Source organism: Dyella mobilis, assembly GCF_016904945.1.
GTDB lineage: Bacteria > Pseudomonadota > Gammaproteobacteria > Xanthomonadales > Rhodanobacteraceae > Dyella_B > Dyella_B mobilis.
Genome location: NZ_JADIKF010000040.1, coordinates 310,233 through 337,208, shown reverse-complemented (window position 1 = coordinate 337,208; position 26,976 = coordinate 310,233). Strand labels below are relative to the sequence as shown.

The 26,976-nt window shown below is 62.5% G+C and carries 28 protein-coding genes; 18 read left to right on the top strand and 10 right to left on the bottom strand.

The window, feature by feature from the left end:
* Window positions 1-62: 62 nt before the first annotated feature.
* The gene (parE, locus tag ISS99_RS17675; protein ID WP_204632939.1) at window positions 63-1,952 is read right to left on the bottom strand and encodes a DNA topoisomerase IV subunit B; all 1,890 of its coding nucleotides are present in this window, start codon (window positions 1,950-1,952) and stop codon (window positions 63-65) included.
* Between the two features lie 142 nt (window positions 1,953-2,094).
* The gene (locus ISS99_RS17670; RefSeq protein ID WP_204632938.1) at window positions 2,095-3,894 is read right to left on the bottom strand and encodes an aminopeptidase P family protein; all 1,800 of its coding nucleotides are present in this window, start codon (window positions 3,892-3,894) and stop codon (window positions 2,095-2,097) included.
* A gap of 291 nt (window positions 3,895-4,185) precedes the next feature.
* Here ISS99_RS17670 and cyoA point away from each other — a divergent pair, with 291 nt between their 5' ends.
* The 4 genes from cyoA to cyoD are packed head-to-tail and all read left to right on the top strand — an operon-like array spanning window position 4,186 to window position 8,087.
* Window positions 4,186-5,064: a ubiquinol oxidase subunit II gene (gene cyoA / locus ISS99_RS17665; RefSeq protein WP_204633958.1), complete on the top strand. Its 879-nt coding sequence runs from the start codon at window positions 4,186-4,188 to the stop codon at window positions 5,062-5,064.
* A gap of 3 nt (window positions 5,065-5,067) precedes the next feature.
* Window positions 5,068-7,083: a cytochrome o ubiquinol oxidase subunit I gene (gene cyoB / locus ISS99_RS17660; protein ID WP_204632937.1), complete on the top strand. Its 2,016-nt coding sequence runs from the start codon at window positions 5,068-5,070 to the stop codon at window positions 7,081-7,083.
* A gap of 3 nt (window positions 7,084-7,086) precedes the next feature.
* On the top strand, window positions 7,087-7,713 hold the full coding sequence (cyoC, locus tag ISS99_RS17655) for a cytochrome o ubiquinol oxidase subunit III (protein ID WP_204632936.1): 627 nt from the start codon (window positions 7,087-7,089) through the stop codon (window positions 7,711-7,713).
* A gap of 2 nt (window positions 7,714-7,715) precedes the next feature.
* Window positions 7,716-8,087, top strand: a complete 372-nt coding sequence (gene cyoD / locus ISS99_RS17650; RefSeq protein ID WP_204632935.1) for a cytochrome o ubiquinol oxidase subunit IV — start codon at window positions 7,716-7,718, stop codon at window positions 8,085-8,087.
* A gap of 23 nt (window positions 8,088-8,110) precedes the next feature.
* Here cyoD and ISS99_RS17645 read toward each other — a convergent pair whose 3' ends face one another.
* Window positions 8,111-8,254 (bottom strand): hypothetical protein, encoded by a 144-nt coding sequence (locus ISS99_RS17645; protein ID WP_204632934.1) that lies wholly within the window; start codon window positions 8,252-8,254, stop codon window positions 8,111-8,113.
* A gap of 63 nt (window positions 8,255-8,317) precedes the next feature.
* Between ISS99_RS17645 and pyrG the strand changes: the two genes are divergently transcribed.
* The 5 genes from pyrG (at window position 8,318) to truD (ending at window position 13,626) form a co-directional block, all read left to right on the top strand.
* Window positions 8,318-9,988, top strand: a complete 1,671-nt coding sequence (gene pyrG, locus ISS99_RS17640) for a CTP synthase (RefSeq protein WP_204632933.1) — start codon at window positions 8,318-8,320, stop codon at window positions 9,986-9,988.
* A complete protein-coding gene (gene kdsA / locus ISS99_RS17635; protein WP_204632932.1) occupies window positions 9,985-10,818 on the top strand; it encodes a 3-deoxy-8-phosphooctulonate synthase in 834 nt (277 codons plus the stop codon). The genes pyrG and kdsA overlap by 4 nt, the downstream gene beginning before the upstream one ends.
* Before the next feature lie 60 nt (window positions 10,819-10,878).
* Window positions 10,879-12,177 (top strand): phosphopyruvate hydratase, encoded by a 1,299-nt coding sequence (eno, locus tag ISS99_RS17630; protein WP_204632931.1) that lies wholly within the window; start codon window positions 10,879-10,881, stop codon window positions 12,175-12,177.
* A gap of 19 nt (window positions 12,178-12,196) precedes the next feature.
* Window positions 12,197-12,520 carry a cell division protein FtsB gene (gene ftsB, locus ISS99_RS17625; RefSeq protein ID WP_204632930.1) on the top strand — a complete coding sequence of 108 codons (324 nt, stop codon included), beginning with the start codon at window positions 12,197-12,199 and terminating at the stop codon, window positions 12,518-12,520.
* 89 nt (window positions 12,521-12,609) lie between these two features.
* Window positions 12,610-13,626, top strand: coding sequence for a tRNA pseudouridine(13) synthase TruD (truD, locus tag ISS99_RS17620; RefSeq protein WP_204632929.1), 1,017 nt, complete (start codon window positions 12,610-12,612; stop codon window positions 13,624-13,626).
* Here the strand turns inward: truD and ISS99_RS17615 are convergent.
* Window positions 13,623-14,168, bottom strand: coding sequence for a Smr/MutS family protein (locus tag ISS99_RS17615; protein ID WP_204632928.1), 546 nt, complete (start codon window positions 14,166-14,168; stop codon window positions 13,623-13,625). The two genes, truD and ISS99_RS17615, sit on opposite strands and share 4 nt — an antisense overlap.
* A gap of 173 nt (window positions 14,169-14,341) precedes the next feature.
* Between ISS99_RS17615 and surE the strand changes: the two genes are divergently transcribed.
* The 4 genes from surE to ISS99_RS17595 are packed head-to-tail and all read left to right on the top strand — an operon-like array spanning window position 14,342 to window position 17,415.
* Window positions 14,342-15,133, top strand: coding sequence for a 5'/3'-nucleotidase SurE (surE, locus tag ISS99_RS17610; protein ID WP_204633957.1), 792 nt, complete (start codon window positions 14,342-14,344; stop codon window positions 15,131-15,133).
* Complete coding sequence (locus tag ISS99_RS17605) at window positions 15,117-15,830, top strand: protein-L-isoaspartate(D-aspartate) O-methyltransferase (RefSeq protein ID WP_239538163.1); 714 nt, start codon at window positions 15,117-15,119, stop codon at window positions 15,828-15,830. Before surE ends, ISS99_RS17605 begins: the two co-directional genes overlap by 17 nt.
* Complete coding sequence (locus ISS99_RS17600; RefSeq protein ID WP_204632927.1) at window positions 15,830-16,438, top strand: YqaA family protein; 609 nt, start codon at window positions 15,830-15,832, stop codon at window positions 16,436-16,438. Before ISS99_RS17605 ends, ISS99_RS17600 begins: the two co-directional genes overlap by 1 nt.
* Before the next feature lie 53 nt (window positions 16,439-16,491).
* On the top strand, window positions 16,492-17,415 hold the full coding sequence (locus ISS99_RS17595; protein ID WP_204633955.1) for a peptidoglycan DD-metalloendopeptidase family protein: 924 nt from the start codon (window positions 16,492-16,494) through the stop codon (window positions 17,413-17,415).
* A 44-nt stretch (window positions 17,416-17,459) separates the two neighbouring features.
* Here ISS99_RS17595 and ISS99_RS17590 read toward each other — a convergent pair whose 3' ends face one another.
* The gene (locus ISS99_RS17590; RefSeq protein WP_204632926.1) at window positions 17,460-17,834 is read right to left on the bottom strand and encodes an Mth938-like domain-containing protein; all 375 of its coding nucleotides are present in this window, start codon (window positions 17,832-17,834) and stop codon (window positions 17,460-17,462) included.
* A gap of 9 nt (window positions 17,835-17,843) precedes the next feature.
* Window positions 17,844-18,140 (bottom strand): ribosome assembly RNA-binding protein YhbY, encoded by a 297-nt coding sequence (yhbY, locus tag ISS99_RS17585; RefSeq protein ID WP_204632925.1) that lies wholly within the window; start codon window positions 18,138-18,140, stop codon window positions 17,844-17,846.
* 75 nt (window positions 18,141-18,215) lie between these two features.
* Between yhbY and rlmE the strand changes: the two genes are divergently transcribed.
* From rlmE to ISS99_RS17565, 4 genes are all read left to right on the top strand, one after another.
* Entirely contained in the window at window positions 18,216-18,866 is a 651-nt protein-coding gene (gene rlmE / locus ISS99_RS17580; protein WP_204632924.1) for a 23S rRNA (uridine(2552)-2'-O)-methyltransferase RlmE, read from the top strand.
* The gene (ftsH, locus tag ISS99_RS17575) at window positions 18,863-20,803 is read left to right on the top strand and encodes an ATP-dependent zinc metalloprotease FtsH (RefSeq protein ID WP_204632923.1); all 1,941 of its coding nucleotides are present in this window, start codon (window positions 18,863-18,865) and stop codon (window positions 20,801-20,803) included. The genes rlmE and ftsH overlap by 4 nt, the downstream gene beginning before the upstream one ends.
* Before the next feature lie 144 nt (window positions 20,804-20,947).
* Entirely contained in the window at window positions 20,948-21,565 is a 618-nt protein-coding gene (locus ISS99_RS17570; protein ID WP_204632922.1) for a DUF2239 family protein, read from the top strand.
* Window positions 21,562-22,002 (top strand): DUF1330 domain-containing protein, encoded by a 441-nt coding sequence (locus tag ISS99_RS17565; RefSeq protein WP_284343786.1) that lies wholly within the window; start codon window positions 21,562-21,564, stop codon window positions 22,000-22,002. The genes ISS99_RS17570 and ISS99_RS17565 overlap by 4 nt, the downstream gene beginning before the upstream one ends.
* 70 nt (window positions 22,003-22,072) lie before the next feature.
* Here ISS99_RS17565 and arsC read toward each other — a convergent pair whose 3' ends face one another.
* From arsC to ISS99_RS17545, 4 genes are read right to left on the bottom strand one after another with little or no spacing between them, the layout of a single operon-like run.
* Complete coding sequence (gene arsC / locus ISS99_RS17560) at window positions 22,073-22,417, bottom strand: arsenate reductase (glutaredoxin) (protein WP_204632921.1); 345 nt, start codon at window positions 22,415-22,417, stop codon at window positions 22,073-22,075.
* Window positions 22,418-22,432: 15 nt separating this feature from the next.
* Window positions 22,433-23,857 carry a pseudouridine synthase gene (locus ISS99_RS17555; protein WP_204632920.1) on the bottom strand — a complete coding sequence of 475 codons (1,425 nt, stop codon included), beginning with the start codon at window positions 23,855-23,857 and terminating at the stop codon, window positions 22,433-22,435.
* Entirely contained in the window at window positions 23,854-24,807 is a 954-nt protein-coding gene (gene scpB, locus ISS99_RS17550; RefSeq protein WP_204632919.1) for an SMC-Scp complex subunit ScpB, read from the bottom strand. Before scpB ends, ISS99_RS17555 begins: the two co-directional genes overlap by 4 nt.
* A 48-nt stretch (window positions 24,808-24,855) precedes the next feature.
* The gene (locus tag ISS99_RS17545; RefSeq protein WP_425490493.1) at window positions 24,856-25,704 is read right to left on the bottom strand and encodes a segregation and condensation protein A; all 849 of its coding nucleotides are present in this window, start codon (window positions 25,702-25,704) and stop codon (window positions 24,856-24,858) included.
* Window positions 25,705-26,543: 839 nt separating this feature from the next.
* On the opposite strand from ISS99_RS17545, the gene ISS99_RS17540 reads away from it, so the two are divergent.
* Window positions 26,544-26,912, top strand: a complete 369-nt coding sequence (locus ISS99_RS17540) for a PilZ domain-containing protein (RefSeq protein WP_204632917.1) — start codon at window positions 26,544-26,546, stop codon at window positions 26,910-26,912.
* The last annotated feature ends 64 nt before the right edge of the window (window positions 26,913-26,976 follow it).

Here is a 26,976-nt window from a genome sequence, read left to right as displayed (position 1 = left end):
CGTGCATGGATGGTATGTCAGTGGTGCGGCTCAGCTTTTGTCTTCATTGAAGGCAAAGGCTGTCAGACTTCCAGTGTGGCGAGGTCGCCTTTTTCTTCCAGCCAGCTCTTTCGGTCGCTGGAGCGCTTCTTGGCCAGGAGCATGTCCATCAGCTTGGCGGTGCCTTCGCTGTCTTCCACCGTCAGCTGCACCAGTCGGCGCGTATCCGGATAAATGGTGGATTCGCGCAACTGGGAGGGGTTCATTTCGCCCAGGCCCTTGAAGCGCGTGACGGTGACCTGGCCCTTGATCTTTTCACGCTCAATGCGTTGAAGCATGGCGGCCTTTTCGTTTTCATCCAGGCAATAGAACACCTGTTTGCCCACGTCGACGCGGAACAGCGGCGGCATTGCCACGAAAATGTGGCCTTCGCGCACCAGTGCAGGGAAGTGGCGCAGGAAGAGCGCACTAAGCAAAGTGGCGATGTGCAGGCCGTCGGAATCGGCGTCGGCCAGGATCACGACCTTGCCGTAGCGCAGGCCGGTCAAGTCGTCTTTGCCCGGATCGCAGCCGATCGCTACGGCGAGATTGTGTACTTCTTCCGATGCGAGCACCGAAGTGGATTCCACTTCCCAGGTGTTCAGGATCTTGCCGCGCAACGGCAGGATGGCCTGGAATTCCTTGTCGCGCGCCTGCTTGGCGCTGCCGCCGGCCGAATCGCCCTCCACCAGGAACAGCTCGGTGCGGGTAAGGTCGGTAGCCGTGCAGTCGGCGAGCTTGCCGGGCAGGGCGGGGCCTTGGGTGATCTTCTTGCGCACGACCTGCTTGGCGGCTTTCAGGCGCGCGCTGGCGCGCTCGATCGCCAATTGCGCGATGCGCTCGCCCAGATCCACGTGCTGGTTCAACCACAAGCTGAAGGCATCGTGCACCACGCCTTCCACCAGGGCGGCGGCGTTGCGCGAGGACAAGCGTTCTTTGGTCTGTCCGGCAAACTGCGGGTCTTGCAGCTTGGCTGAAAGCACGAAAGCGAGGCGTTCCCACACGTCTTCCGGCGCCAGTTTCACGCCGCGCGGCAGCAGGTTGCGGATGTCGCAGAACTCTCGCACCGCATTGGTGAGGCCGGTGCGCAGGCCGTTGACGTGCGTACCGCCCTGCACGGTGGGAATGAGGTTGACGTAGCTTTCCTGCACCAGCTCGCCTTCCGGCAGCCAGGTGAGGGCGACATCGAGGCCTTCCGTGTCGCGCGCGACGTGGTGCACGAACAGGTCGGCAGGCAGGCATTCGGCACCGTCGAGTTCGCCGCGCAGATAATCGCGCAGCCCATCTTCGAAATACCACTCGCTGACTTCACCGGTCGCCTCGTCGGTGAGCTTGACGTTGAGACCGGCGCAAAGCACGGCCTTGGCGCGCAACAGGTGCTTGAGCTTGGAGAGCGAGATTTTCGGCGTATCGAAGTATTTCGGATCAGCCCAGAAGCGCACGGTGGTGCCGGTTTTCTTCTTCGGCACCGTGCCGATGGTTTCCAGCGGACTGATGCGGTCGCCGTCGGCGAAAACCATGCGGTATTCGTTGCCGTCGCGGCGGATGGTGACCTCCACCTTGCTCGACAGCGCATTCACCACCGACACGCCCACGCCGTGCAGGCCGCCGGAGAAGTTGTAATTCTTGCCGGAGAATTTGCCGCCGGCATGCAGGCGGGTCAGGATCAGCTCGACACCCGGGATGCCTTCGTCCGGGTGAATGTCCACCGGCATGCCGCGACCGTCGTCGGAGACTTCCACCGAGCCGTCGGTGTGAACGATCACCTCGATCGACTTGGCGTGGCCGGCCAGGGCTTCGTCCACCGAGTTGTCGATGACCTCTTGCGCCAGATGGTTCGGGCGCGTGGTGTCGGTGTACATGCCGGGACGGCGCTTGACCGGGTCAAGGCCGGAGAGGACTTCGATGTCGGCGGCGTTGTAGCGACTGCTCATGCTGGAAAAGTCATATAGGCTGGCGCGGGAGAATGGTCGGCTGGACCTGGAAGGTCAAGATGCGTTGATACTTTCGGCGGCGCAACTGGTGAGCCGAGTCGGCCTGGCTGCTCGCCCCGGCCGTCTTTCCGGGGCGATGCGTTCAAAGCGGCGCGCAGTGTTTTTCCAGCCATGCCAGGTCTGCGTCCTCCAGCAGCGGCGAAAGCGCCGCGCGCACGGAGGCATGGTAATCGTCCAGCCAGGCGCGTTCATCGGGGTTGAGCAGGCCCGGTTCCAGCGCCCGGCGGTCGAACGGGCACAGGGTGAGGGTTTCGAAAGCGTAGAACTCGCCAAACTCGGTCTGGTCGGCCTCGACCACCACGGCGAGATTTTCGTGGCGGATGCCGTGGCGGGCAGGCTTGTATAGGCCCGGTTCGATCGAGCTGATCATGCCGGGCTCCAGTGGCACCAGGGCGCCGCCGGCAATAGGCGGTCGGATGCCCTGCGGGCCTTCGTGCACATTGAGGAAATAACCCACGCCGTGCCCGGTGCCGTGCCCGTAGTCCATGCCGGCCGCCCATAAGGGCGCGCGGGCCAACGCATCGAGCTGCGGGCCGCTCGCGCCCTTGGGGAAGCGCGCGCGCGACAGGGCGATCATGCCCTTCATGACCAGTGTGGCGTCGCGCCGTTGTTCGGACGTGGTCGGTCCCAATGCCAGTACGCGGGTGATGTCGGTGGTGCCGCCAAGGTATTGGCCGCCCGAGTCGATCAGCAGCAGGCCGTGGCGTTGCAAGGTGTTGTGCGCTTCGGGCGTGGCGCGATAGTGCGGCAGGGCGCCGTTCTCCATGTAGCCGGCGATGGTGGAAAAGCTCTCGCCGATGAAATCGGGCTGGGCAGAGCGCTCTTCGCGTAGCAACGTATCGACATCCAGCTCGGTCTGCGTCATGCCTGCTGCAAGCCGTTCCTCCAGTCGGCGGAAGGCGCGCACCAAGGCGGCACCGTCGCGACGCATCACCTCGCGGATGTGCGTGAGCTCGGTCTTGCTCTTGATTGCCTTGAAGGCGGTCGAGGGATTGGCGCCTTCGATGCGCTTCACCTCCGGCTTCACCGATTGCAGGACTGCGCTGACCACCCGGCCCGGATCAAACAGCAGCGCATCATCGCGGCCGAGTTCGCCCAGGGCATCGCCGAGCGTGGCGTAATCGGCAATGCGGATGCGGTCGCCAGCCAGGGCGGCCACCAGGTTGTCGTTGAGCTTGCCGCGATCGACGAGCAGTGTCGCGGCGCCGGCCGTTTCGACCAGCAGGTGTGCAAGAAATACCGGATTGCACTCCACGTCGCTGCCGCGAAGGTTGGTCAGCCAGGCGATATCGTCCAGGCTGGAGATCAGGTGGTGGGTGGCGTGCTGTTTGCGCAGCGCATGGCGAAGCTTGTTGAACTTCTCTTCGCGCGACGCACCAGCATAGCTCAAGGCGTGTTCGGTGACCGGTGCCTTCGGCAAGGTGGGGCGCTCGGGCCAGATCGTCGCGGGAAGATCCTGGTCCACGCGCAGCGTGATGCCGGCGCCGCCAAGCAGGCGTTCGATCTGACGCTGCATAGCGAGCGAGACGCTGTCGCCAGCCACGGCTACCACATCACCGTGGTGCAGGTGTTGCTGCAACCAGTTGAGGTGCTCCGGCGCATGCGAAACCTTTTGTTTCATCAAGGCGATGCCGCTGCCGGCCAATTGTTGTTCGGCCTGTGCGAAATAGCGCGAGTCAGTCCATACGCCGGCATCGGTGGCCGTTACCAGCAACGTGCCGGCCGAACCGTTGAAGCCGGACAGCCACTCGCGAGCCTGCCAGTGCGCGGGCAGGTATTCGGACAAATGCGGATCTGCAGTAGGAACGAGGCAGGCGGCGACACCGTGGCGAGCCATGGATTCGCGCAGGGCGGCAATGCGGGCGGGGATGGGCGTGGTCATTGCCGCATGTTAGCAGTTGCGCCTAGCGTATGTGCGTCAAAAAATCCAGGGGTTGCAGTGGTTTTGCTCGCTTTCTGGTTCGCCTTCGCAGGCGATGGTTGACATCGGACGCGAGGTATTACGCGGCCGCGACAGCCGCGGCATTCTGTCTCGGGCTAGTCACGACTTGCTGCGGCGCGATATCCTTGTGAAGTCGTCCCCACGACAAATCCCAATTCGTCTTCCTCATTTTAAGAGTCGTTCGTGAACAAGCGTTCCCTCGTCTCGGCCTTGCGCTGGGCATGTGTAGGCATGACCGTATTTCTCGGCGGTTGCAACTTGGAAGTCCTGTCCCCGAAAGGTGACGTAGGCATGCAGGAGAAGTCTCTGATCCTGATTGCCACGGGCTTGATGCTGCTGGTCGTGGTCCCCGTCATTTTCATGACCCTGTTTTTCGCCTGGCGCTACCGCGCCTCCAACACCAAGGCGACCTACGCCCCGAAGTGGTCGCATTCGACCGCCATCGAGGCGGTGGTGTGGACCATTCCGTGCATCATCATCGCGATTCTCGCGACGATCACCTGGCGCACCACGCACGACCTCGATCCGTACAAGCCGCTGCAGGCGCAAGCCAAGCCGATCACGGTGCAGGTCGTGGCAACGGATTGGAAATGGGTTTTCATTTATCCGGACTACGGCGTGGCCAGCGTCAATGAACTGGCGTTTCCGGCCAACGTTCCGGTGAATTTCCAGATCACGTCCGATTCGGTGATGAATGCCTTCTTCATCCCGCAGCTCGGCAGTCAGATCTACGCCATGGCCGGCATGGAGACGAAGCTGCACCTGATTGCGAACGAGCCTGGCAGTTATGCGGGGCTGTCCAGCAATTACAGTGGCGCGGGCTTCTCCGACATGCATTTCACGGCGATTGCGACGTCTCAGCAGGGCTTCCAGGATTGGATCAATAAGGCCAAGGCCAGCCAGCTCAACCTCGACGATCAGTCCTACCACGCATTGGCACAGCCCAGCGAAAAGGTTCCGGTGACGTATTACGCCAACGTCAAGCCTGGCCTGTTCGACAGCATCATCGCCCAGTACATGGGCGACATGAAGATGGACAAGATCGGCTCCGAGCCTGCGCAAGCCAACGCCATCCCCTCGCACAACGATCACGCCAAGGCTGCGGAGTAGGCCATGTTCGGAAAACTTTCTCTATCGGCTATCCCTTTCGATCAGCCGATCATCATGGGTACCGGCCTGGTCGTAGCCCTTCTCGGCGCGGCGCTGCTTGGCTGGCTGACTTTCACGCGCAAGTGGGGCTACCTGTGGAGTGAATGGTTCACCACGGTGGACCACAAGCGCATCGGCATCATGTACGGCATCCTGGCGACGGTCATGCTGCTGCGCGGCTTTGCCGACGCCATCATGATGCGCGCGCAGCAGGCGATGGCCGCCAACGATGCGGCCGGCTTCCTGCCGCCGCACCACTATGACCAGATCTTCAGCGCCCACGGCGTGATCATGATCTTCTTCGTGGCCATGCCGTTCGTGGTGGGCCTGATGAACCTGGTCGTGCCGCTGCAGATTGGCGCGCGCGACGTGGCGTATCCGTTCCTGAACTCGCTCAGCTTCTGGCTCACCGCTTCGGGCGTGGTGCTGGTGATGCTGTCGATGTTCATCGGCGACTTCGCCGCCACCGGCTGGCTGGCCTATCCGCCGCTGTCGGAGCTGAAGTTCAGTCCATCGGTAGGTGTGGATTACTACATATGGGCCTTGCAGCTATCGGGCCTGGGAACGACGCTGAGCGGTATCAACTTCGTCGTCACCATTTTGAAGATGCGCACGCCGGGCATGAAGCTGATGCAGATGCCGGTGTTCACCTGGACGGCGCTGGTCACCAACATCCTGATCGTGGCGGCCTTCCCGGTGCTAACGGTGGCGCTGGCGCTGCTGGCGGCCGACCGCTACCTGGATATGCACTTCTTCACCAATGAGCTTGGCGGCAACGCCATGCTGTACGTCAACCTGATCTGGATCTGGGGCCACCCCGAGGTGTACATCCTGATCCTGCCGTGCTTTGGCGTGTTCTCGGAAGTGGTCGCTACGTTCTCCGGCAAGCCGCTGTTCGGCTACAAGTCGATGGTGTACGCCACGGCCGGTATCGGCGTGCTGTCGTTCATCGTGTGGCTGCATCACTTCTTCACCATGGGCTCGGGCGCCGACGTGAATGCCTTCTTCGGCATCACGACGATGATCATCTCGATCCCGACCGGCGTGAAGCTGTTCAACTGGCTGTTCACCATGTACCGCGGCCGCATCCGCTTCACCTTGCCGATGATGTGGACGGTGGCGTTCATGGTCACCTTCACCATCGGTGGCATGACCGGCGTGCTGATGGCGGTGCCGGGTGCGGACTTCGTGCTGCACAACAGCCTGTTCCTGATCGCGCACTTCCACAACGTGATCATCGGCGGCGTGCTGTTCGGCCTGTTTGCTGCGATCAACTACTGGTGGCCGAAGGCTTTCGGCTTCAAGTTGGAAGAGCGTTGGGGCAAGGCTTCGTTCTGGTGCTGGGTGGTCGGTTTCTACATGGCCTTCATGCCGCTGTACGTGCTTGGCCTGATGGGCATGACCCGCCGCATGAACCACTATGCGAATCCGGCCTGGCAGCCTTACCTGATCGTGGCGGCCGTTGGCGCGGGCATCATCGCGCTGGGCATCGGTTTCATGCTGCTGCAGTTCGCCGTGAGCATTCGCAACCGCGCTGCCAACCGCGATCTGACCGGCGACCCGTGGGGTGGCCGTACGCTGGAATGGGCCACCAGTTCGCCGGCTCCGTTCTACAACTTTGCCGTGTTGCCGGAAGTGGAAGAGCTGGATCAGTTCTGGGCCGACAAGGAACACAAGCGCGCCTACAAGCAGCACCAGCACTACGCCGACATCCACATGCCGCGCAACACCGGCGCCGGCTTGATCATGGCGGCGTTCGGCACGGTGATGGGCTTTGCGCTGATCTGGCACATCTGGTGGCTTGCGATCGTCGGCCTGGTGGGCATGGTCGGCACGTTCGTCGCCCGCGCCTACAACACGGACGTGGATTACTACGTGCCGGGTGCCGAAGTCGAAAAGATCGAGCGCGCACGCCTGGTGCCGCTGCACAAGCTGATCGAAAACGTGGATCCGGCATCGGCCGGCCAGAAGGTGGCTTAATCCATGAGTACCTCTATTACCGCTAACCACGGCGTCGCGCACGGCGACGCCCATGGGCACGAGCATCACGACGACGGCTCCAAGACCCTGCTGGGGTTCTGGATCTATCTGATGAGCGACTGCCTGATTTTCTCGGGCCTGTTCGCCACCTTCGCGGCGTTGTCGCATGCCACGGCAGGTGGCCCGTCGGGCAAGGAATTGTTCGACCTGAAATACGTGTTCGGCGAAACCATGTTGCTGTTGATCAGCAGCTTCACCTTCGGCCTGGCCATGCTCAACGTGCGTGCCGGCAGTCGCGGCAAGGTGATCGCCTGGTTGTTCGTCACGTTCCTGTTCGGTGCCGGCTTCGTGGGCATGGAAGTCTACGAATTCCATCACCTGATCACGGTCGAGAACGCGGGCCCCAGCCACAGCGCCTTCCTTTCGGCTTACTTCACCCTGGTTGGCACGCACGGCCTGCACGTGACCAGCGGCCTGATCTGGCTGGTGGCAATGATGCACATGGTGGGCAAGTTCGGACTCAATGACGTGGTGCAGCGCCGCCTGTCGTGCCTGAGCCTCTTCTGGCACTTCCTGGACCTGGTGTGGATTTGCGTGTTTAGTTTCGTGTATCTGTTGGGAGTGCTCTAACCATGGCCAGTCAACACGGTCACTCTGATGCCCACGCGCATGGCGCCCATGGCAGCCTGAAGACCTATGTCATCGGCTTCGTGCTGTCGCTGATTCTCACGGTCCTGTCGTTCGGTTGCGTGATGAGCGGGGCGGTGCCCCAGCATCTGGTCATGCCGGGCATCGTGGTGTTTTGCGTTGCTCAGCTGCTGGTGCAACTGGTGTTCTTCCTGCACATGAGTGCAGCGCCGGGACAGCGCGACAATCTTTCCATCGGTGTGTTCACCTTGCTGATCATCGCCATTGTGGTGGTCGGTTCGCTCTGGGTGATGCACAACATGAACGCGTACATGATCCCCTCGTCCATGCAGATGTCTTCCGGCAGCATCGGTTGAGAAGCCCTCCGAGACGCCGCCCCTCACCGGGGCGGCGTTTTTTTTGAGATGCCTGCGGCGCCCTGGGGGCTTTGGCTCAGGGACTTGACCGGACGACCCCGCCGGGCGGCCAGGGGCAGGGCGGCCTCTACGACGGCGCTGATGAAATAATTTTCGACATTGTTCATGGAATACCTCGCGGCTGGAGCGATCTGCCGCTAAAATGCCGATTTCCAGCACGGCTGCTTTCCATGACCCCCCTGATTTTCGTCACTGGCGGTGTGGTGTCCTCACTTGGCAAGGGCATCGCGGCGGCTTCGCTCGCGTCCATCCTCGAGGCGCGCGGCCTCTCGGTCACCATGATGAAGCTCGATCCGTACATCAATGTGGATCCGGGCACCATGAGTCCCTTCCAGCACGGCGAGGTCTATGTGACCGACGACGGCGCTGAGACCGACCTGGACCTCGGCCATTACGAGCGTTTCGTCCACACCCGTCTGACCGGCAAGAATTCCATTACCACCGGCAAGATCTATGAATCGGTGATCCGCAAGGAGCGCCGGGGCGACTACCTGGGCGCCACCGTTCAGGTCATCCCGCACATCACCGACGAGATCAAGCACTGCATCCACGAGGCCACCCGCGGCTTCGACGTGGCCCTGGTCGAGATCGGCGGCACGGTGGGCGATATCGAATCCCTGCCGTTCCTTGAGGCGATCCGCCAGTTGCGCATCGAGCACGGCCCGGAGAAGTGCCTGTTCATGCATCTCACCCTGGTGCCCTATATCAAGGCGGCCGGCGAGATCAAAACCAAGCCGACCCAGCATTCGGTGAAGGAGCTGCGCTCCATCGGTATCCAGCCGGATATCCTGCTGTGCCGCTGCGAACAGCCGCTGCCCGACGGCGAGCGCCGCAAGATCGCTTTGTTCACCAACGTCCCGGAACAGGCAGTGATCAGCGCGGCCGACGTGGACATCATCTACAAGCAGCCGTTGTGGCTGCACCAGCAGGGACTGGACGACATCGTCGTCAAGAAGCTCGGCCTGGACGCCAAGCCGGCCGACCTTTCGGGCTGGCAGCGCACGGTCGAGGCAGTGGAGCATCCGAAGGATGAAGTCACCGTCGCCATCGTCGGTAAATACGTCGAACACAAGGATGCCTACAAGTCGTTGGGCGAGGCCTTGCGCCACGGTGGCATCAAGCAACAGGCGCGGGTGAACCTGAAGTGGATCGATTCCGAGCAGATCGAGGCGGACGGTGCCGCCAACGTGCTGGGCGGTGTCGACGCGATCCTGGTGCCCGGCGGCTTCGGCAAGCGCGGTTTCGAGGGCAAGATCCTCGCCGCCAAACATGCGCGGGAGCACGGCGTACCGTATTTCGGCATCTGCTACGGCATGCATGCGGCGGTGGTGGATTTCGCCCGCAACGTGGCCGGCCTGGGCGACGCCGATTCCAGCGAGAACGATCGTCATACGCCCAATCCGGTCATCGGGCTGATCACCGAATGGACCACCGCTACGGGTGAGGTCGAAACGCGCAACGAGCGCTCCGACCTGGGCGGCACCATGCGTCTGGGCGCGCAGGAATGCCGCCTGAAGGCCGGTACGCTGGCACGCCAGCTGTACGGCCAGGACGTGGTGCGCGAGCGCCATCGCCATCGCTACGAATTCAACAATCGTTACCGGCAGTCCTTCGAGGACCTGGGCATGGTGATCTCCGGCAAGTCGATGGACGATCTGCTGGTGGAAATCGTCGAGCTGCCCTTGCAGAAGCACCCGTGGTTCCTCGGTTGCCAGGCACATCCGGAATTCACCTCCACGCCACGCGACGGCCATCCGCTGTTCATCGGCTTCGTGCGCGCCGCACGGGAATACAAGGCGGTGCGCGACGGCCAGAAGCTGGCACAGGAGTCCGCAGCATGAAGTTGTGCGGTTTCGAGGTCGGCCTGGACAAGCCGCTGTTCCTGATCGCCGGCCCCTGCGTGGTGGAGTCGGAGCAACTGCAGATCGATACGGCGGGCACGCTGAAGGAAATCACCGGCAAGCTCGGTATTCCCTTTATCTTCAAATCAAGCTTCGACAAGGCCAACCGTTCTTCCAGCGGCAGCTTTCGCGGCCCTGGCATGGAGGAGGGGTTGCGCATACTCGGTGAGGTGAAGCGCCAGCTCGGCGTGCCCGTACTCACCGACGTGCACGAATACACGCCGATGAACGAAGTGGCCGCCGTGGTCGACGTGCTGCAGACGCCGGCATTTCTTTGCCGCCAGACCGATTTCATCCAGAACGTCGCCCGCGCCGGCAAGCCGGTGAACATCAAGAAAGGCCAGTTCCTCGCCCCCTGGGACATGAAGAACGTGGTGGCCAAGGCCAAGGAGGTCGGCAACGACGACATCCTGGTGTGCGAACGCGGCGCCAGCTTCGGCTACAACAATCTCGTGTCGGACATGCGCTCGCTGAGCGCAATGCGCGACACGGGCTGCCCGGTGGTGTTCGATGCCACCCATTCGGTGCAGCTGCCGGGCGGGCAGGGCACCAGTTCGGGCGGGCAGCGCGAGTTCGTGCCGGTATTGGCGCGCGCGGCGGTCGCCGTGGGCATCGCCGGCCTGTTTGCCGAGACGCATCCGGATCCTTGCAAGGCGCTCAGCGATGGACCCAATGCCTGGCCGCTTGGCAAGATGGAAGCCTTGTTGCACACGTTGCTGGAACTGGATGCCGTGACCAAGCGGCACGGTTTCCTGGAACAGACCGTTTAATCGCGCTGCGCGCCTGTCGCGCGGCGTGTCTCTTTTTTCACCTTCTGAACCGGATACGCCATGAGCACCCAAATCACCCGCATCCATGCCCGTGAAATTCTCGACTCCCGCGGCAATCCCACGCTCGAAGCGGAAGTCACGCTGGCGGACGGCGCGTTCGGCCGCGCAGCGGTGCCCAGCGGCGCGTCGACGGGCACTCGCGAAGCGGTTGAGCTGCGCGACGGCGACAAGTCGCGTTACCTGGGCAAGGGTGTCAAAAAGGCTGTGGCCAACGTCAACGACGAAATCTTCGGTGCTCTGAAAGGTTTCGACGCGGCCGACCAGAAAGGCCTCGACGGCAAGCTGATCCAGCTCGATGGCACGCCGAACAAGGGTCGCCTCGGTGCCAACGCGCTGCTGGGCGTTTCGATGGCCGCAGCGCATGCGGTGGCCGCTTCGCGCCGCGAGCCGTTGTGGAAATACCTTTCCGACGGTAAGCCGGGTGCGTTGCCGCTGCCGATGATGAACATCATCAACGGTGGCGCCCACGCCGACAACAACGTCGACGTGCAGGAATTCATGGTGCTTCCGGTCGGCCTGCCGAGTTTTGCCGAAGCACTGCGTGCGGGTACCGAGATATTCCACGCGCTGAAGAGCGTGTTGAAGGGCAAGGGCCTCAATACCGCCGTGGGCGACGAGGGCGGTTTTGCTCCCGACCTGCGCTCCAACATCGAAGCGCTGGACACCATTCTCGAAGCGGTGAACAAGAGCGGCTACAAGATCGGCAGCGATATTTTGCTGGGTCTTGACGTGGCCAGCTCCGAATTCTTCAAGGACGGCAAGTACGATCTGGAGGGCGAGGGCAAGGTCTATACGTCGGCGCAGTTCGTCGACCTGCTGGCCAGCTGGGCGCAGCAGTATCCGATCGTCACTATCGAAGACGGCATGGCCGAAGGCGATTGGGACGGTTGGAAGCTGCTTACCGACAAGATCGGGGACAAGGTGCAGTTGGTAGGCGACGATCTGTTCGTCACCAATCCGGCGATCTTCCGCGAAGGTATCGACAAGAAGATCGCCAACGCGATCCTGATCAAGGTCAACCAGATCGGCACCTTGTCCGAAACGCTGGAAGCCATCGCCATGGCCGATGCCGCCAAGTATGCGGCGATCGTCTCGCATCGCTCCGGCGAAACCGAAGACACCACCATTTCCGACATTGCCGTGGCCACCACTGCGACCCAGATCAAGACCGGCTCGCTGTCCCGTACCGATCGCGTGGCCAAGTACAACCAGTTGCTGCGCATCGAAGAACAACTCGGTGCCGCCGCTCGTTACGCTGGCCGCAATGCCTTTCCGAACCTGAGCAAGTTGCCGGGCTGACGCGAGGTTATTTTTATCCATGTTGCGTTGGGTCGCCTTGATCCTGCTGCTCGCGCTGATTGGGCTACAGCTCAAGCTGTGGTCCAGCCATGGCGGCATGTCCGAGGTGACCAGCCTGCGCACGCAGGTGAAAAAGCAGCAGGATGAGAACGCCAAGCTCACTCTGCGCAACCAGGCACTTGCCGCGGATGTCAGCGATCTCAAGCACGGCGAACAGGCCGTGGAGGCACGCGCGCGCGCCGAATTGGGTCTCATCAAGCCGGGCGAAACGTTTTATCAAGTCGTGCCGAAATCGGGCGCCAGTGCGCCGGATCCGGCGGCTTCGGGTACCAGCGGCAATTAGCCTGCCGGCTGGATTTGCCGCGGTGGCCTGGGTGCCAACGAGTGGCCATGCCGCTTGGCGTGCCTGCGTCTTTTGAGGTGTTCCATTTAATGTCCACGACCGAACTCGAATTGCCCAGAGCTTACGGCACGCCGCCGCTGACGGCTGAAATGCGGCGTACGCCCGAGGATTTTCGCGTTGACGAAATCCTCGGTTACGACGCCGACGGCGAAGGCGAGCACGCCTTGCTTTGGGTGGAAAAGCGCGGTGCGAATACGGACTGGGTTGCACGGGAATTGGCGCGCTTCGCGGACGTGTCGCCTGTCAATGTCGGTTATGCCGGGTTGAAAGATCGCCATGCGGTAACGCGCCAGGCCTTTACCGTGCAATTGGCGGGCAAGCCCGATCCGGACTGGACGGCTTTCCCGCACGACGAGGTGAAGGTCCTGGCAAGCACGCGACACAAGCGCAAGCTCAAGCGCGGAGCGTTGCGCGGCAACCGCTTCATTCTGGTATTGCGTGAGGTGCGCGGCGATCGTGCTCGCGCCGAGGAAATATTGCAGGCGATTGCCAAGCGCGGCGTACCGAACTATTTCGGCGAACAGCGTTTCGGCCGCGAAGGCGGCAATGTGGCACAGGCGCGCGCCATGTTCGCCGGGCGGCGGGTGGATCGCGAAAAGCGCTCCATGCTGCTTTCCGCTGCACGTTCCCACATTTTCAACAGCGTGCTCGCTGCCCGTGTCGACGGCGGCACCTGGGACAATCCACTGGAAGGGGAAATCTGGTCGCTTGCCGGGTCGCGTTCCTGGTTTGGACCCGAGCCCTTCGACGATACACTTGCTGCACGACTGGCGCAGGGGGATATTCATCCCTCCGGGCCACTGTGGGGGCAGGGCGAGCCGCCGACGACTGCTGTCGCAGGTACATTGGAACGCGACACGGCTGCTGGTTTTCTGGATCTCGCGGAAGGCGTGGCGGCTGCGCGCATGGAACAGGAGCGTCGCCCGCTGCGCTTGCTGCCGAGGGATTTGCGCTGGCGATGGATGGACGATGAATCGCTGGAGCTTGGTTTCGAGCTGCCTGCCGGTGCCTACGCCACGGTCGTTGCGCGTGAATTGATCGCCTAGTTTTTCAGCAACACGACCACGGCGCCGGTGCCCCCTTGCATGGGCCTTGCCGAGGCAAAGGCAATCACGTCGTCGCGACGGCGCAGCAGGCGGTCGGTCAGTACCTTCAATACGGGGCCGGCGGATTTGGACCGCAGTCCTTTGCCATGCACGATCCGCACGCAATGCAGGCCGCGCTCCGCCGCTTCCGCCAGGAAGGCCGAGATGGTGGCCTGCGCCGCGGCCGCATTCATGTGGTGGAGGTCGATATCGTCCTGCACGCTGTATTGGCCGCGCTTGAGCTGGCGCAGCAGTTTGGGCGGATAACCGTCGCGCAGGTAGCTCAGTTCCTCGCCGATTTCCATCAAGCCTGGGTCAAATGCGGTGTCGAGCAGTTCTCCGGGCACGGCCGCCTCGTCTGCTTCGAGCATGTAGGGATGCGGCTCCGGCTTGGGTATCGCAGGGGGCGGTGCGACGGGAGCGAATTCTTTCACTTCGCCGATCGCATCGCGGAACAGGCGACTGTCCTCTTCGTTGACGGTGGTGGGAACGCGGCGCTTCATGCGTCAATCCTAGCGAATGGCAGGTGCTCGAGGTGAGTATTTGCCGGTCTGTGGTGCGGATGCGGAAACGGCGGTGAAACCCGCGGTCCGCTCGGTTAGACTCCATGGATCTAGGGAGCGTACGTAGCCAGCAGAAGCTGCGCGCGCTGGCAATCGGCTTTGAACGGATCATGATGCGAGTTCTGGTTTCTAATGACGATGGCGTGGACGCCCCGGGCATCCGCGTGCTTGCCGACCGCCTGGGTGCAGTCGGTGAGGTAACGGTGGTGGCCCCGGACCGGGATCGCTCCGGTGCGAGCAATTCACTCACCCTCGACGCGCCGATTCGCGCGCTGCGCATGGAAAACGGCTACTACCGCGTTGCCGGTACGCCGACCGATTGCGTGCATCTGGCCTTGGCCGGCATGCTGGACGAGGAGCCGGATATCGTGGTTTCCGGCATCAACAACTCCGCGAATCTGGGTGACGACGTCATTTATTCCGGCACCGTCTCCGCGGCGATGGAGGGCCGGTTTCTGGGCCTGCCGGCGATTGCGGTCTCGCTGGTCAGCAAGGATCACAAGGGCGAGCATTACGATTCGGCGGCCAAGGCCGTGCTGCTGTTGATGGAGCGCTTGCTGGTCGATCCGCTGCCGGCCGACACCATTCTCAACGTCAACGTGCCGGATCTGCCCTGGGACCAGATTCAAGGTTTTGAAGTGACCCGGCTGGGCAAACGGCATCGTTCCGCCCCATGCATCAAGCAGACCGATCCGCGTGGCAAGACGATCTGGTGGATCGGCCCTGCCGGCGACGTCGACGACGCCGGTCCCGGCACGGATTTTCACGCGGTACAGCGCGGTTTTATTTCCGTCACGCCCATTCACGTCGATCTCACCCGTTTCCAGGCATTGGAAAAGGTGAGCAGTTGGGTGCATGCGTTGCGCGACGGAATGCTCGGCAAACCCGATGGCAAGGCAGCGTGAGGTGAACGTGCATCCATTGCCGCCATCTGCATTGAAGGGCGAGGGCATGACCTCGCAGCGCGCGCGCGACCGACTGGTCGCCAAACTCAAGGAAGACGGGATTCGCGACCAGCGCGTGATCGACGTGATGCGCAATTTGCCGCGCCACCATTTCATCGACCAGGCGCTGCACTCACGCGCCTACGAAAATACCGCGTTGCCGATCGGCCACGGGCAAACCATTTCGCAGCCGTGGGTGGTGGCACGCATGACCGAGGCGCTGCTCGAACCTTTCGACAGCAAGTCGGGCCGTCCGCAAAAGGTGCTGGAAATCGGTACCGGTTCCGGTTACCAGGCCGTCGTGCTGGCCAGCCTGGTGCCGCAGGTTTATACGGTGGAACGCATCGAAGAACTGCTTCGGCAAGCGCGTCGGCGCTTCCGTCAGTTGGGTATCGAGAACATCCGCTCGCGCCACGACGATGGCAAGCTTGGCTGGGCCGCCGAAGCACCGTTCGACGCGATCATCCTCACCGCTGCAGGCGATGCGATTCCCACGCAGGTGCTGGATCAATTGAGTCCGGACGGTGTGCTGGTTGCGCCGGTCGGCTCCCCCAGCAGCCAGACACTGATCCGCATGCGCGGCGACGGCAAGGGAGATTTCGTGCAAGAAGAACTGGCGGCCGTGAGTTTCGTGCCTTTGTTGGGCGGCATCGGCTGATGCGCCTGTTTGGAGCACTCTATGCGCGCGTTCTGGTGTGGGCGCGCGATCGCAAGGCGATCTATTACCTGTGCGGCTTGAGCTTCGTCGAAGCCTTCATCTTTCCAATCATGCCGGAAGTGATGCTGGCGCCGATGATGCTCGGCAAGCGGCACCGGGCGTTTTTTTACGCCAACATCAGCCTGCTGTTTTCCCTGCTTGGATCGTTGGTGGGTTATGCGCTGGGCCATTGGGCCTTTCATGCACTGACGCCCATGCTGCAATCGCTGCATCTCTTCGACCCGATTCAAAAGGGTGTGGAGAACCTGCGCACGCAGATGCATCAGCATTGGCTGGAGCTGATGCTGGTGCTGATGCTGGCGGCGCTGCAGCCGGTCGTACCGATGAAGTTCGTCACCTGGGCGGCCGGCATCGTCGGTGTGCCGGTGATTCCGTTCCTGGTCTGCGTGCTGCTCGGACGCGGCAAGCGCGTGTGGCTGCTGGCCTTGCTGATCCGCCTGTTCGGCGAGCGCGCCGAGCGGATCCTGCACAAGCACATCGAGTGGATCGGATGGGCTGCCCTGGCGGTGCTGGCTGCACTGGCGGGGTGGTGGATCCTCAAGCATTAACCGTGGGCAATCTTTTTGGGCGGGGTCGTATGAAAACCTCGTGCGGCCCCGCTATGCTCACGCGCATGAATGGATTGATGCGATGGTCTGCCTACACCTCAATTGCGATGCTCATGGCCGGCTGCACCAGCACGGTCGTGGTTCAACCGCCTGCGGGCGGGCAAACGGTTGTGCGACCGGCGCAAGCCGCTAACGCGGCGGGAACCTATACGGTTACCAAGGGCGACACGCTCTACTCCATCGCTTTTCGCAATGGCACCGATTTTCGCGCACTCGCCCAGTTGAACGGTATCGCCGCGCCCTACACGATCTGGCCAGGACAGGTGCTGAAGTTGCCAGGGCATGGCGCGTCATCTCCGGTCCATGCATCGGCGCCGGTTGTCGTTGCCAAGGCGCCGCCGACTTCGGCATCGGCTCCCGTGTTCCAGACTTTGCCGAAACCGGCAACCGGTAGTGCGCCGCCGCCAGCCCAGCCGCCTGCGACAACGACGGTGGTACCGGTTGCGGGGGTTCCCACGCCTGCGGTCCCCGCTAATAATCCGCCACCCGTGATGCCGCCAGCGGCCGCTCCCGTGGTGGCCGCCAGTGGCGGCACGCGCACTGCCGGAGGCGTGAAGTGGCGCTGGCCGGCGGTCGGTTCAGTAGTGGGACGCTTCCAGGCAAGTGCCGCCATACCGGGGATCGATATCGCCGGCAAGGCAGGCGACCCGGTCGTGGCCGCGGCTGATGGCGTGGTGGTGTACAGCGGCAACGGCCTGGTGGGTTATGGCGAGCTGGTCATCATCAAGCACAACGACAGCCTGCTTTCCGCCTATGGCCACAATCGCAAGCGTCTGGTCACCGAAGGCCAGCAAGTGAAGGCCGGACAGCAGATCGCCGAGATGGGATCGAGCGGAAGCACGCGCGATGAGCTGCAGTTCCAGATCCGCAAGGACGGCAGTCCGGTCGATCCGCTCGATTACCTGCCGTCGCGGTGACAGGCCGGAAATCGTAAGTCGGGAATTGCAACTCTCCCGATTGCTTACGCCGGCAGAATGAATGCGGCCACCACGCGTCGCCCTTCGCTTGCCAATAGGTCGTAAGTGCGCGCCGCAGCGGCGTTGTCCATCACTTCGACCCCGATGCCGCGGCGCAGGAACCCGGCCAGGAAGGCCGCCGGCGGGAATTGCTGGCGCGTACCGGTCCCAAGCAATACCAATTCGGGTTTCAGTGCCAGGATGCTGTCGACCTGGCTTTCATCCAGGGCGGCCGCGCTCGTGACCGGCCAGTGCTCCACGGCGCGTTCCGGCGCCAGCAGAAAGCTCGCGGTGATCTCACGGTCGACGACAGTAATGGCGTTGTTGGCGACCCGGCGCACAAACAGGAAATCGCCCGGGCGTTCCAGCGACAAGTCCATGGTCGATACTCAGCGAGGAAGGGCCAGGCGGGGATCGTCTTCGTTGCGCCGGAACAGCACCACGATGTGACCGATCTGCTGCACGTTCTCCGCGCCGGTGCCCTGGATCAGGGTGTCGATCTGCGCTTCGCGCTCTTCCTTGTCTCCGCCGGACAGTTTCACCTTGACCAGCTCGTGATGCGACAGCGCCAGGTCCAACTCCTTCACCACCGCTTCGGTGGCGCCTTTGGCGCCCAGCAGAATCACCGGGTGGAGATCGTGGGCAAGACTGCGCAGATAGCGCCGTTGGGAAGGGGAGAGGGCCATGTGTTCAGTTTCGTATTCGCGACGGGATGACCTTAAAGGGTATCATGGACGCCTCTGTTCCCGGCCTTACATACCATGCCTCGCAGCAAGAGCAGTTCCCGCTGGCTGCGGGAGCATTTCGACGACGTTTATGTGAAAAAAGCCCAGGCCGAAGGTCTGCGCTCCCGTGCCGTGTTCAAGCTGGAAGAGCTGATCGAGCGGGATCACCTGCTAAAGCCCGGCATGCGCGTGGTCGATCTAGGGGCAGCTCCCGGCGGTTGGTCGCAGTTGGTCCGGCAGCGCCTGGGCGACAGTGGTACTGTGGTGGCGCTGGATATCCTGCCTATGCAGGGTATCGCCGGGGTGGATTTTCTGCAGGGCGATTTTCGTGAAGAAAGCGTCCTGCGTGAGCTGGAGTCGCGCCTTGAGGGCCAGAAGCTCGATCTTGTGCTGTCGGACATGGCCCCCAATATGAGTGGTGTGGCACTGGCCGATCAGATCCGGGCGATGGATCTGGCCGAACTGGCGCTTGATTTCTCGCGACACTGGCTCAAACCGGGCGGAGCGTTTCTAATCAAGTTGTTCCAGGGAACGGGCTTCGATGATTACTTGCGCAGCTTGCGCGCGGAGTTTTCGCGCGTAAGTATGCGTAAACCTAAGGCCTCCCGCGCGCGTTCGCGTGAGGTGTATGCGCTGGCTACCGGGTTCAAACCGGCTGGTCGGCAAACTGGCGAGAACCGCGCATGAACGAGACATGGAAAACCCTGTTGCTCTGGCTGGTGATTGCGGTGGTATTGATCACCGTATTCCAGAGCTTCAACCCGCACGGGGGCGCCTCATCGGATCTGCCTTACAGCAGCTTCGTGCAGAGCGTGGATAGCGGCAATGTCGCTACCGCGACGATCAGCGCCGAAAATCCCGCCACGATCAGCGGCAAGCTGAAGGATGGCAGCAACTACCGCACGGTCGCTCCCGTACTCGGCTTCTCCACCAACTCGGTGGTCAAGCAGATGCAGGACAAGAACGTCACCGTTTCGCAGGATTCCGGCACCGGCTTCTCACTGATCGGCCTGCTCATCAACTGGCTGCCGGTGATCCTGATCGTCGGCGTGTTCATCTGGTTCATGCGCCAGATGCAGCAAGGCGGCGGTGGGCGCGGTGCCATGAGCTTCGGCCGTTCGCGTGCCAAGCTGCAGGGCGAAGACCAGGTCAAGGTGAATTTCAGCGACGTCGCCGGTTGCGACGAAGCCAAGGAAGAAGTCGGCGAACTGGTCGAGTTCCTGCGCGACCCGGGCAAGTTCCAGCGCCTGGGCGGCAAGATCCCGCGCGGCGTGCTGATGGTCGGCCCGCCCGGTACGGGTAAAACGCTGCTCGCCAAGGCGATTGCCGGCGAGGCGAAGGTGCCGTTCTTCTCGATCTCCGGTTCCGATTTCGTTGAAATGTTCGTCGGCGTCGGTGCCTCGCGCGTCCGCGACATGTTCGACCAGGCCAAGAAACACGCGCCGTGCATCATCTTCATCGACGAAATCGATGCGGTGGGTCGCCATCGTGGCGCAGGCCTTGGCGGCGGCCACGACGAGCGCGAACAGACGCTCAATCAGCTGCTGGTCGAAATGGACGGTTTCGAAGGCACCGAAGGCATCATTGTCATCGCTGCGACCAACCGTCCCGACGTGCTCGACCCGGCGCTGCTGCGCCCGGGCCGCTTCGATCGCCAGGTGGTGGTGGGCTTGCCGGACGTGAAGGGGCGTGAGCAGATCCTCAAGGTGCATCTGCGTAAGGTACCCACGGCGAGCGACGTGGACGCGATGGTCATTGCGCGCGGTACGCCTGGCTTCTCCGGTGCGGATCTGGCCAACCTGGTGAACGAGGCTGCGCTGTTCGCGGCACGTGAGAATGCGCGCGAAGTGCGCATGAACCACATGGACAAGGCGCGCGACAAGATCCTGATGGGTACCGAGCGTCGCTCGATGGCCATGAGCGAAGACGAGAAAAAGCTCACCGCCTATCACGAAGCCGGCCACGCCATCGTCGGTCGCGTAGTACCCGAGCACGACCCGGTCTACAAGGTCACCATCATCCCGCGCGGCCGCGCGTTGGGTGTCACCATGTACTTGCCGGAAGGCGATAAGTACAGCATGAACAAGGTGGCGATCGAATCGCAGCTCTGCTCGCTTTACGGCGGGCGCGTGGCCGAAGAATTGATCTTCGGTACGGACAAGGTCACCACTGGTGCCTCCAACGACATCGAGCGCGCGACCAAGATGGCGCGCAACATGGCCACGAAGTGGGGCCTTTCCGATGCCCTGGGTCCGGTGACCTATGGCGAGGAAGAGGATGAAGTGTTCCTGGGCCGCTCGGTCACGCAACACAAGAACGTCTCCAACGAGACGGCGCGCAAGATCGACGAAGTCGTACGCGACATCCTCGACCGCGCTTATGCCCGTACCACGCAGATCCTGACCGACAACATCGACAAGCTGCACGTCATGGCCGATGCCTTGCTGCAGTACGAAACCATCGATGCTCGCCAGATCGACGACATCATGGCCGGTCGCGTTCCGGGACCTCCCGCGGACTGGTCCAAGACTTCGTCTTCGGGCTCGTCGTCGGTACCGCCGCCGCCGCCGCGCGGTGATGCGGGGGCGAAGGTCGGCGATCCGGCGACCCAAAGCCGAATCTGATCCCGCCTCAAGCCGTCAATGAAAGGCCGCCCTTCGAGGCGGCCTTTTTCTTGGGTATGGGTCCGGATCTAAATTTACCCGGATAATATTGACGGATTTTTTTTTACCCGGGTATTATTCGTGGACCAAGACAGGAGTCCACGAATGACTGATTCAACCCCGCCTCGTTCCTATACCGGGTTCCAGGGCCACTGGCGCCTCGCCTCTGGGCCGCTGCACGTCGTGGCGCTGGCGGTCAAGCTGGCGGCTGAGCGCGATAGAGCCGAGCCGATTCTGATCTTCGATGACAGCACGGGCCGTTCGATCGATATCGACACGCGCGGTACGGATGAGGACATCTTTGCCCGTTACCCTGCCGAGCCGGCGGGGAGTGAAGGCCGCTCGCCATCCATCGCCGATGCGCCGCGCGGCCGGGGGCGCCCAAAGCTTGGGGTGGTCGCTCGCGAAGTAACGTTGCTGCCCAGGCACTGGGAATGGTTGGCGTTGCAGCCCGGTGGTCCCTCCGTGGCCCTGCGCAAACTGGTGGAAGAGGGACGGCGTAAATACGGCGAGCGCGATCAATCACGCGCGGCACAGGAACGCGCTTATCACTTCATGTCAGCGATGGCTGGCGATCTACCCGGGTTCGAAGAAGCAAGTCGGGCCTTGTTCGCGAACGAAGAGGCGAAGTTCGACGAATGTATGGCGGCGTGGCCGGCCGATGTGCGGGTGCACGCTACGTGGCTTGCTTACGGTGAAGGCAGGCATGAGGTTCAACCGTGAGCGCGAATTCCGACAAGCACTACCTCGAAGTAACGCAGGAGGCGGGACGAGCTTTTGTCCAGCGCGACATGCAGGGTTCGATCGTCATGCTCAACCTGCTTCGCTTCCGTCGAACGGCGGATTATTCGCATGCCCCCGAACTGGCCCCGGAGACTCCCATTACAGGTGCGGCGGCTTATTTCCGCTACATCGAACATAGCCTGCCTCACTTGCGAGAATCCGGTGGCGAACTGCTGTTTCTGGGCGCCGCTGATGCATTTCTCATCGGGCCGCCGGGTGAGCGATGGGATATGGCCATGCTGGTACGGCAGCGCAGCACCGAGTCTTTTCTGGCGTTCGCTTCGCACGAGGCGTTTCTGGCTGGGGCAGGGCACCGGGCCGCGGCGCTGGAAGATTCCCGCCTGCTGCCGCTCGCTGAAATAGATCTCGGTGTCTAGGCCGGGTCACTCCGGACTTGATCCGGCGTAACCCGGCAGACATCGCATGAAAACGTCGGGTTACGCTGGTCTACAAAATATCCAGCACGACTTCGGGCGGGCGACCAATCACCGCTTTGCCATTGGCGACCACGATCGGGCGTTCGATCAGCTTGGGGTATTTCGTCATGGCGTCGATCAATGCATCGTCGTCGAGCGAGGCATCGTCCAGGTGCAATGTCGCGTAGGCATCTTCGCTGCTCCGCAGCAGCTGACGGGCGGTGATGCCCAGTTGGGTCAGCAACGTCCGCAGCTCGGCCGCGCTGGGTGGCGTCTCGAGGTAGTTGATGACCTCGAAAGGCTTGCCGTGTTGTTCCAGCAAGGCCAGTGCGCTGCGCGATTTCGAGCAGCGCTGATTGTGGTAGATGCGAATCACGGTTAGCGTGAACGATCAGCGATTGCCGCCGCCGCGGTTGCCGCCACCTTGGGGACGACCACCGCCACCTTGCGGACGATTGCCGCGTCCTTGCGGGCGGCCACCTGCGCCTTGCGGGCGACCACCCTGGCCGGGACGTCCGCCGCCGCCGCTGCGATTGCCGCGATTGGCATTGCCGCCTGCATTGGCATTGCCGTAAGGGCTCGCGTTGCCGGTGCCGCCACGGCGATTGCCATAGGCGCTTGCGCCACCACTGGCACCAGTACCGCCAGCGCTGCGTCCGCCACCGCCCGCGCGTCCACCGCGACCGCCCTCGCGGGTTTCGCCGGCAAACCAGGTGCGTGCCGGCGGCAACTCCTGCCCCGGACCGATGCCGCGCTTTTTCTTGCCGCGGGGGTTGGCGGGGCGCTCGGGCCTGGCGACATTGCCATTCACATCGCCGGCCGGGCGACGGCGCTGCTGCTTGCCGCGCACGGGTTCTTCGCGGATACGATCAAAGGCGCGCAATTCGCGGGCTTCATCGTGATAGCCGCCGCTCCAGGCTGCGCCGGCGCCGCGTTCGGGGCGATATTCGACCACGTTGCGCTGGGCGCGGCGCTGGTGCAGGACCGGGCTGAGCGTGAGCACCGGCTGCGGGGCGCCCAGACCGGCGACCTTGCGCAACTCCTTGACCAATTCTTCGTTGAGCGCTTCGCAATCGCCACGGCGCAGCATGCGCGGCAGTTCGATGTTGCCGTAACGGATGCGCTTGAGGCGGCTGACCAGGAAGCCCTGCGAATCCCACAGTCGGCGGACTTCGCGGTTGCGGCCTTCGCGGATCACCACGCGGAACCAGCTGTGGCTGCCGCCGCGGCTGATGATGGCAATTTCGTCGAAGCGTGCCGGGCCGTCTTCCAGCTCCACGCCGGCTTTCAGCTTTTCGATGATTTCGTCGGGCACTTCGCCGTGCACGCGGCACAGGTATTCGCGCTCCAGCCCGCTGCGCGGATGCATCAGCGCGTTGGCCAGTTCACCGTCGGTGGTCAGCAGCAGCAGGCCGGTGGTGTTGATATCCAGGCGACCCACGGCAACCCAGCGCGCGCCTTTGAGTCGCGGCAACTGTTCGAACACGGTGGGGCGGCCTTCGGGGTCTTCGCGGGTGGTCACCACGCCTTCGGGCTTGTGGTACACCAGCACTTCGGCATCGTCGCGGTTGTCGGTGGCGACTACGAACTGCTTGCTGTCCAGCGTTACGCGGTCGCCCGCGCGAACGCTGGCACCAATGTTGGCGGCACTGCCGTTGACTTCGACTTCACCCGCCTGGATACGCTGTTCCAGCATGCGTCGCGAGCCGAGGCCGGCGTTGGCGAGCACTTTGTGCAGGCGTTCTTCAATCTGGGGGGCGTTTTCAGGCGGCGTTGCGCGCTTGAGGCTCAATACGGATTTTTGCGGCGCATTCATGCGCGGTACTCCTCGGTGTCTTGCTCGGCGGAACCTTCATCGGCTTCCGCGTGGTCCGCTGCCTCGTCGGCAGTGGAAGGGGATTCGGTAACGGCGTCCGTTGCGGTAACGGGTGCGTCGTGTTCGGTTTGGTGGTGGTCCGCGTGTTGCTGCGGTTCCGGATGTTCGTTTGTTTCTTCGGTCGGTGTTTCGCCGGCCCGTTCTTCGTCGACCGGCGCGGCAGTGCCACGTTCCTCGTGGGCGTGAACTTCCCCGGCCTGCTTTTCTTCGGTTTGTTCTTCCTGCGTCTGCACTTCTTCGGAGTGCTCTTCGCGTTCCTCGTTGGCGGCTTCGCTTTCGGCGTCCTCGGCATCCGGATCGATCGGCAGATCCTTGATGACGCGCGGCGGAAACGGTTCGTTATCCAGGCGAAGCTGCGGGTCTTCCATGTCCCGGATTTCGGAGAGCGGCGGCAATTCGTCCAGCGACTTCAGGTTGAAGTAGTCGAGGAAAATGCGCGTGGTGCCATAGAGCGCCGGCTTGCCGGGCACGTCGCGATGACCCACGACGCGGACCCACTCGCGCTCTTCCAGCGTCTTGACGATGTTGGACGAGACCACCACACCGCGAATCTGTTCGATTTCCGGACGAGTGATCGGCTGGCGGTAAGCGATCAAGGCCAGCGTTTCGAGCAGGGCACGCGAATAGCGGCTGGGTTTCTCCGACCACATGCGCGACACCCAGGGGTGTACGTCTTGCCGAACCTGGTAGCGGAAACCGGAGCCCACTTCTTTCAGCTCCACGCCGCGCCCCTGGCTGTCGGCGGCCAGCAGCTCCAGCGCTACGGCGATTTGCGCACGATCGACTTCGTCTTCCTCGATGAAAAGCTCGTCCAGTTGCATCACCGTCAGCGGTTGGCTGGCGGCAAGCAGCGCGGCTTCGATAATCGCTTTCAGTTGCTCGATCTGCATGGTCTTAGGATCGGGTGTCCATGACGGTTGTGCGCCCCTGTTCCAGCTTTACTCGGTGCCGGACGCGGCGTTTTGTTCTTCGAAGGCGTCATCGCCGGCGACGATTTCCGCTTCTTCCCTGGCTGAGCCGGCATTGGCCTTCACGTAAATCGGCGCCAATGGTTCTTCCTGCACGATGTTGACCAGAAACTCCTTGGCCAGCTCCAGCATGGCCAGGAAGGTGACCACCACGCCCAGTCGCCCTTCGGTGACGTCGAACAGGCTCTCAAAACGATGAAACTGATCGTCGTCGAGGCGGCTGAGCAATTCGCCCATGCGCTGGCGCACACTTAGCGCCTCGCGCTTGATGGCGTGATGCCCAAACAGTTCGGCCCGGTGCAGCACGTCCTTGAGGGCCAGCAGCATTTCCTTCAAATCCAGCGGCGGCGGCAGCTTCACCACGTTGCGCTCGCCGGCGTCGGCCTGCACCACTACCGTATCGCGCTCCAGGCGGGGCAGGGTATCGATGTCCTCCGCGGCCTTCTTGAAGCGTTCATACTCTTGCAGGCGGCGCACCAGTTCGGCGCGCGGATCTTCCTCGAGGCCTTCTTCCATGGGTGGCCTGGGCAACAGCAGCCGCGATTTGATTTCAGCCAGGATCGCGGCCATCAGCAGGTATTCGGCGGCCAGCTCCAGGCGCATTACGTCGCGCATCATGTCGATATATTCCATGTATTGCCGGGTGATTTCGGCAATGGGGATATCGAGAATGTCGAGATTCTGTCGACGAATCAGGTAAAGCAGAAGATCCAGCGGTCCCTCGAATGCTTCCAGGATGACTTCCAGCGCATCCGGGGGAATGTACAGGTCTTGCGGCATCTGCAGGATCGGTTCTCCGCGCACCACGGCTAGCGGCATTTCCTGCTGCTGCGGTACCCCGGCAAACGCGTCTTGCGTTGCTTGTACAGGCTGAGGCTCGGTTGGCTCAGTGCTCATTAATGCATGTCATTGGGCCGCCCGGCAGGGCTGGCAATTCGTTCTGTTGACGATCAAAACCCGCTCCGATCCACGACTTTTCGATGCTTGATCGAAGAAGGGTTCATGCCCTGGTATGCCTCGGTCGCACAGGCACCCTGATAAAGCCAATCACTTTGCACGATGCCCAGCCGGAGCGTGCGGTTTCCCGCAAATTAAACATCCTGATGAAGCCACTCGGTGCGGTTCGATCAGGTGGGCGGTCGCTGGATGCCAGGTCGCGGTCTCTGAAAACAATTCAGGCAGAAAACGATCAGGCAGGATCCGTGCGTGACGCCGCTGGCGTCGCCCGCGATTCGTAAGGTCGGCTGAGTACATCGGGTGGAGGCCATTCCAGCCGGGGCTCCCGGCGGCCGTCCTTGCATGGCTCCACACGCGGGTTACAGATTAACGGCAGGATGGCGGCATGTCCAGTAAGCCCTTCAGCTTCCGTAAGGGCAGGTGAAACCCTTTGACGCCGGCGCTGCGCGGGCTGCGGCAGCATGTGACCCATTACGTCCTATCGGCCAGCCTCGGGTTTGCCTGAAATATGCCGCGTAGCTGCCTGCAACGTAGCTGTAGCAGTGGCACGTGGCTTGCTTCATCATATGGAGTTATCCGGGGACGTCGGCCGCCGGCGGGTCGATGCTGACGGGCACGAGGGATGTGCCGAAGGCACAGGCTTTGTTGCCGGCAGTGGGATCTGGGCCTGTGGCGAGAAGGCTGTGCGGGAGACGAAGGGCATGACAATGGGTAACGATGCCATGGATGGTTCCGACAAAGAGCATCTGCGCCCGGCGCGCATGCGCATCAAGACCACGGTATTGATGAGCCATGGCGACGAGTCGCACCCGACCGACCTGATCGATATTTCGGCCACGGGCGTGCTGCTGCGCCGGCCGCGCGAATGGGGCGGGAAGGCCGGCGAGAGCTGGGTGCTGGATATGATTTTCGGCAGCGACCTGCACATTCACCTTGAGGCGAAAGTGGCGCGTGTGTCGGAGCGACACATCGGTTTCGCCTATACCCGCATTCCCGAGGACAAGCAGGTGCCGCTTTGGAATCTGCTAGGCGGCTATGCCGATATCCTGGAGATGTGGCACGACGAATAAGCGGAAATGGGGAATGGAGAATCGGGAATAGTTGAAGCGCTTCGCGCCTCGCTGTTCACCCTTC

What these genes read in the sequence shown, in the direction of transcription:
- ISS99_RS17595 (WP_204633955.1), top strand. Translation starts at nt 16,492, where the DNA reads ATGCTCACGCGCATGAATGGATTGATGCGATGGTCTGCCTACACCTCA.
- yhbY (WP_204632925.1), bottom strand. Translation starts at nt 18,140, where the DNA reads ATGGCCCTCTCCCCTTCCCAACGGCGCTATCTGCGCAGTCTTGCCCAC.
- ISS99_RS17605 (WP_239538163.1), top strand. Translation starts at nt 15,117, where the DNA reads ATGGCAAGGCAGCGTGAGGTGAACGTGCATCCATTGCCGCCATCTGCA.
- scpB (WP_204632919.1), bottom strand. Translation starts at nt 24,807, where the DNA reads ATGCAGATCGAGCAACTGAAAGCGATTATCGAAGCCGCGCTGCTTGCC.
- rlmE (WP_204632924.1), top strand. Translation starts at nt 18,216, where the DNA reads ATGCCTCGCAGCAAGAGCAGTTCCCGCTGGCTGCGGGAGCATTTCGAC.
- cyoD (WP_204632935.1), top strand. Translation starts at nt 7,716, where the DNA reads ATGGCCAGTCAACACGGTCACTCTGATGCCCACGCGCATGGCGCCCAT.
- eno (WP_204632931.1), top strand. Translation starts at nt 10,879, where the DNA reads ATGAGCACCCAAATCACCCGCATCCATGCCCGTGAAATTCTCGACTCC.
- truD (WP_204632929.1), top strand. Translation starts at nt 12,610, where the DNA reads ATGTCCACGACCGAACTCGAATTGCCCAGAGCTTACGGCACGCCGCCG.
- ISS99_RS17545 (WP_425490493.1), bottom strand. Translation starts at nt 25,704, where the DNA reads ATGCCGCTAGCCGTGGTGCGCGGAGAACCGATCCTGCAGATGCCGCAA.
- cyoA (WP_204633958.1), top strand. Translation starts at nt 4,186, where the DNA reads ATGACCGTATTTCTCGGCGGTTGCAACTTGGAAGTCCTGTCCCCGAAA.
- ISS99_RS17670 (WP_204632938.1), bottom strand. Translation starts at nt 3,894, where the DNA reads ATGACCACGCCCATCCCCGCCCGCATTGCCGCCCTGCGCGAATCCATG.
- ISS99_RS17540 (WP_204632917.1), top strand. Translation starts at nt 26,544, where the DNA reads ATGACAATGGGTAACGATGCCATGGATGGTTCCGACAAAGAGCATCTG.
- ftsH (WP_204632923.1), top strand. Translation starts at nt 18,863, where the DNA reads ATGAACGAGACATGGAAAACCCTGTTGCTCTGGCTGGTGATTGCGGTG.
- ISS99_RS17555 (WP_204632920.1), bottom strand. Translation starts at nt 23,857, where the DNA reads ATGAATGCGCCGCAAAAATCCGTATTGAGCCTCAAGCGCGCAACGCCG.
- parE (WP_204632939.1), bottom strand. Translation starts at nt 1,952, where the DNA reads ATGAGCAGTCGCTACAACGCCGCCGACATCGAAGTCCTCTCCGGCCTT.
- ftsB (WP_204632930.1), top strand. Translation starts at nt 12,197, where the DNA reads ATGTTGCGTTGGGTCGCCTTGATCCTGCTGCTCGCGCTGATTGGGCTA.
- cyoC (WP_204632936.1), top strand. Translation starts at nt 7,087, where the DNA reads ATGAGTACCTCTATTACCGCTAACCACGGCGTCGCGCACGGCGACGCC.
- kdsA (WP_204632932.1), top strand. Translation starts at nt 9,985, where the DNA reads ATGAAGTTGTGCGGTTTCGAGGTCGGCCTGGACAAGCCGCTGTTCCTG.
- ISS99_RS17590 (WP_204632926.1), bottom strand. Translation starts at nt 17,834, where the DNA reads ATGGACTTGTCGCTGGAACGCCCGGGCGATTTCCTGTTTGTGCGCCGG.
- cyoB (WP_204632937.1), top strand. Translation starts at nt 5,068, where the DNA reads ATGTTCGGAAAACTTTCTCTATCGGCTATCCCTTTCGATCAGCCGATC.
- ISS99_RS17570 (WP_204632922.1), top strand. Translation starts at nt 20,948, where the DNA reads ATGACTGATTCAACCCCGCCTCGTTCCTATACCGGGTTCCAGGGCCAC.
- ISS99_RS17615 (WP_204632928.1), bottom strand. Translation starts at nt 14,168, where the DNA reads ATGAAGCGCCGCGTTCCCACCACCGTCAACGAAGAGGACAGTCGCCTG.
- pyrG (WP_204632933.1), top strand. Translation starts at nt 8,318, where the DNA reads ATGACCCCCCTGATTTTCGTCACTGGCGGTGTGGTGTCCTCACTTGGC.
- surE (WP_204633957.1), top strand. Translation starts at nt 14,342, where the DNA reads ATGCGAGTTCTGGTTTCTAATGACGATGGCGTGGACGCCCCGGGCATC.
- ISS99_RS17645 (WP_204632934.1), bottom strand. Translation starts at nt 8,254, where the DNA reads ATGAACAATGTCGAAAATTATTTCATCAGCGCCGTCGTAGAGGCCGCC.
- ISS99_RS17600 (WP_204632927.1), top strand. Translation starts at nt 15,830, where the DNA reads ATGCGCCTGTTTGGAGCACTCTATGCGCGCGTTCTGGTGTGGGCGCGC.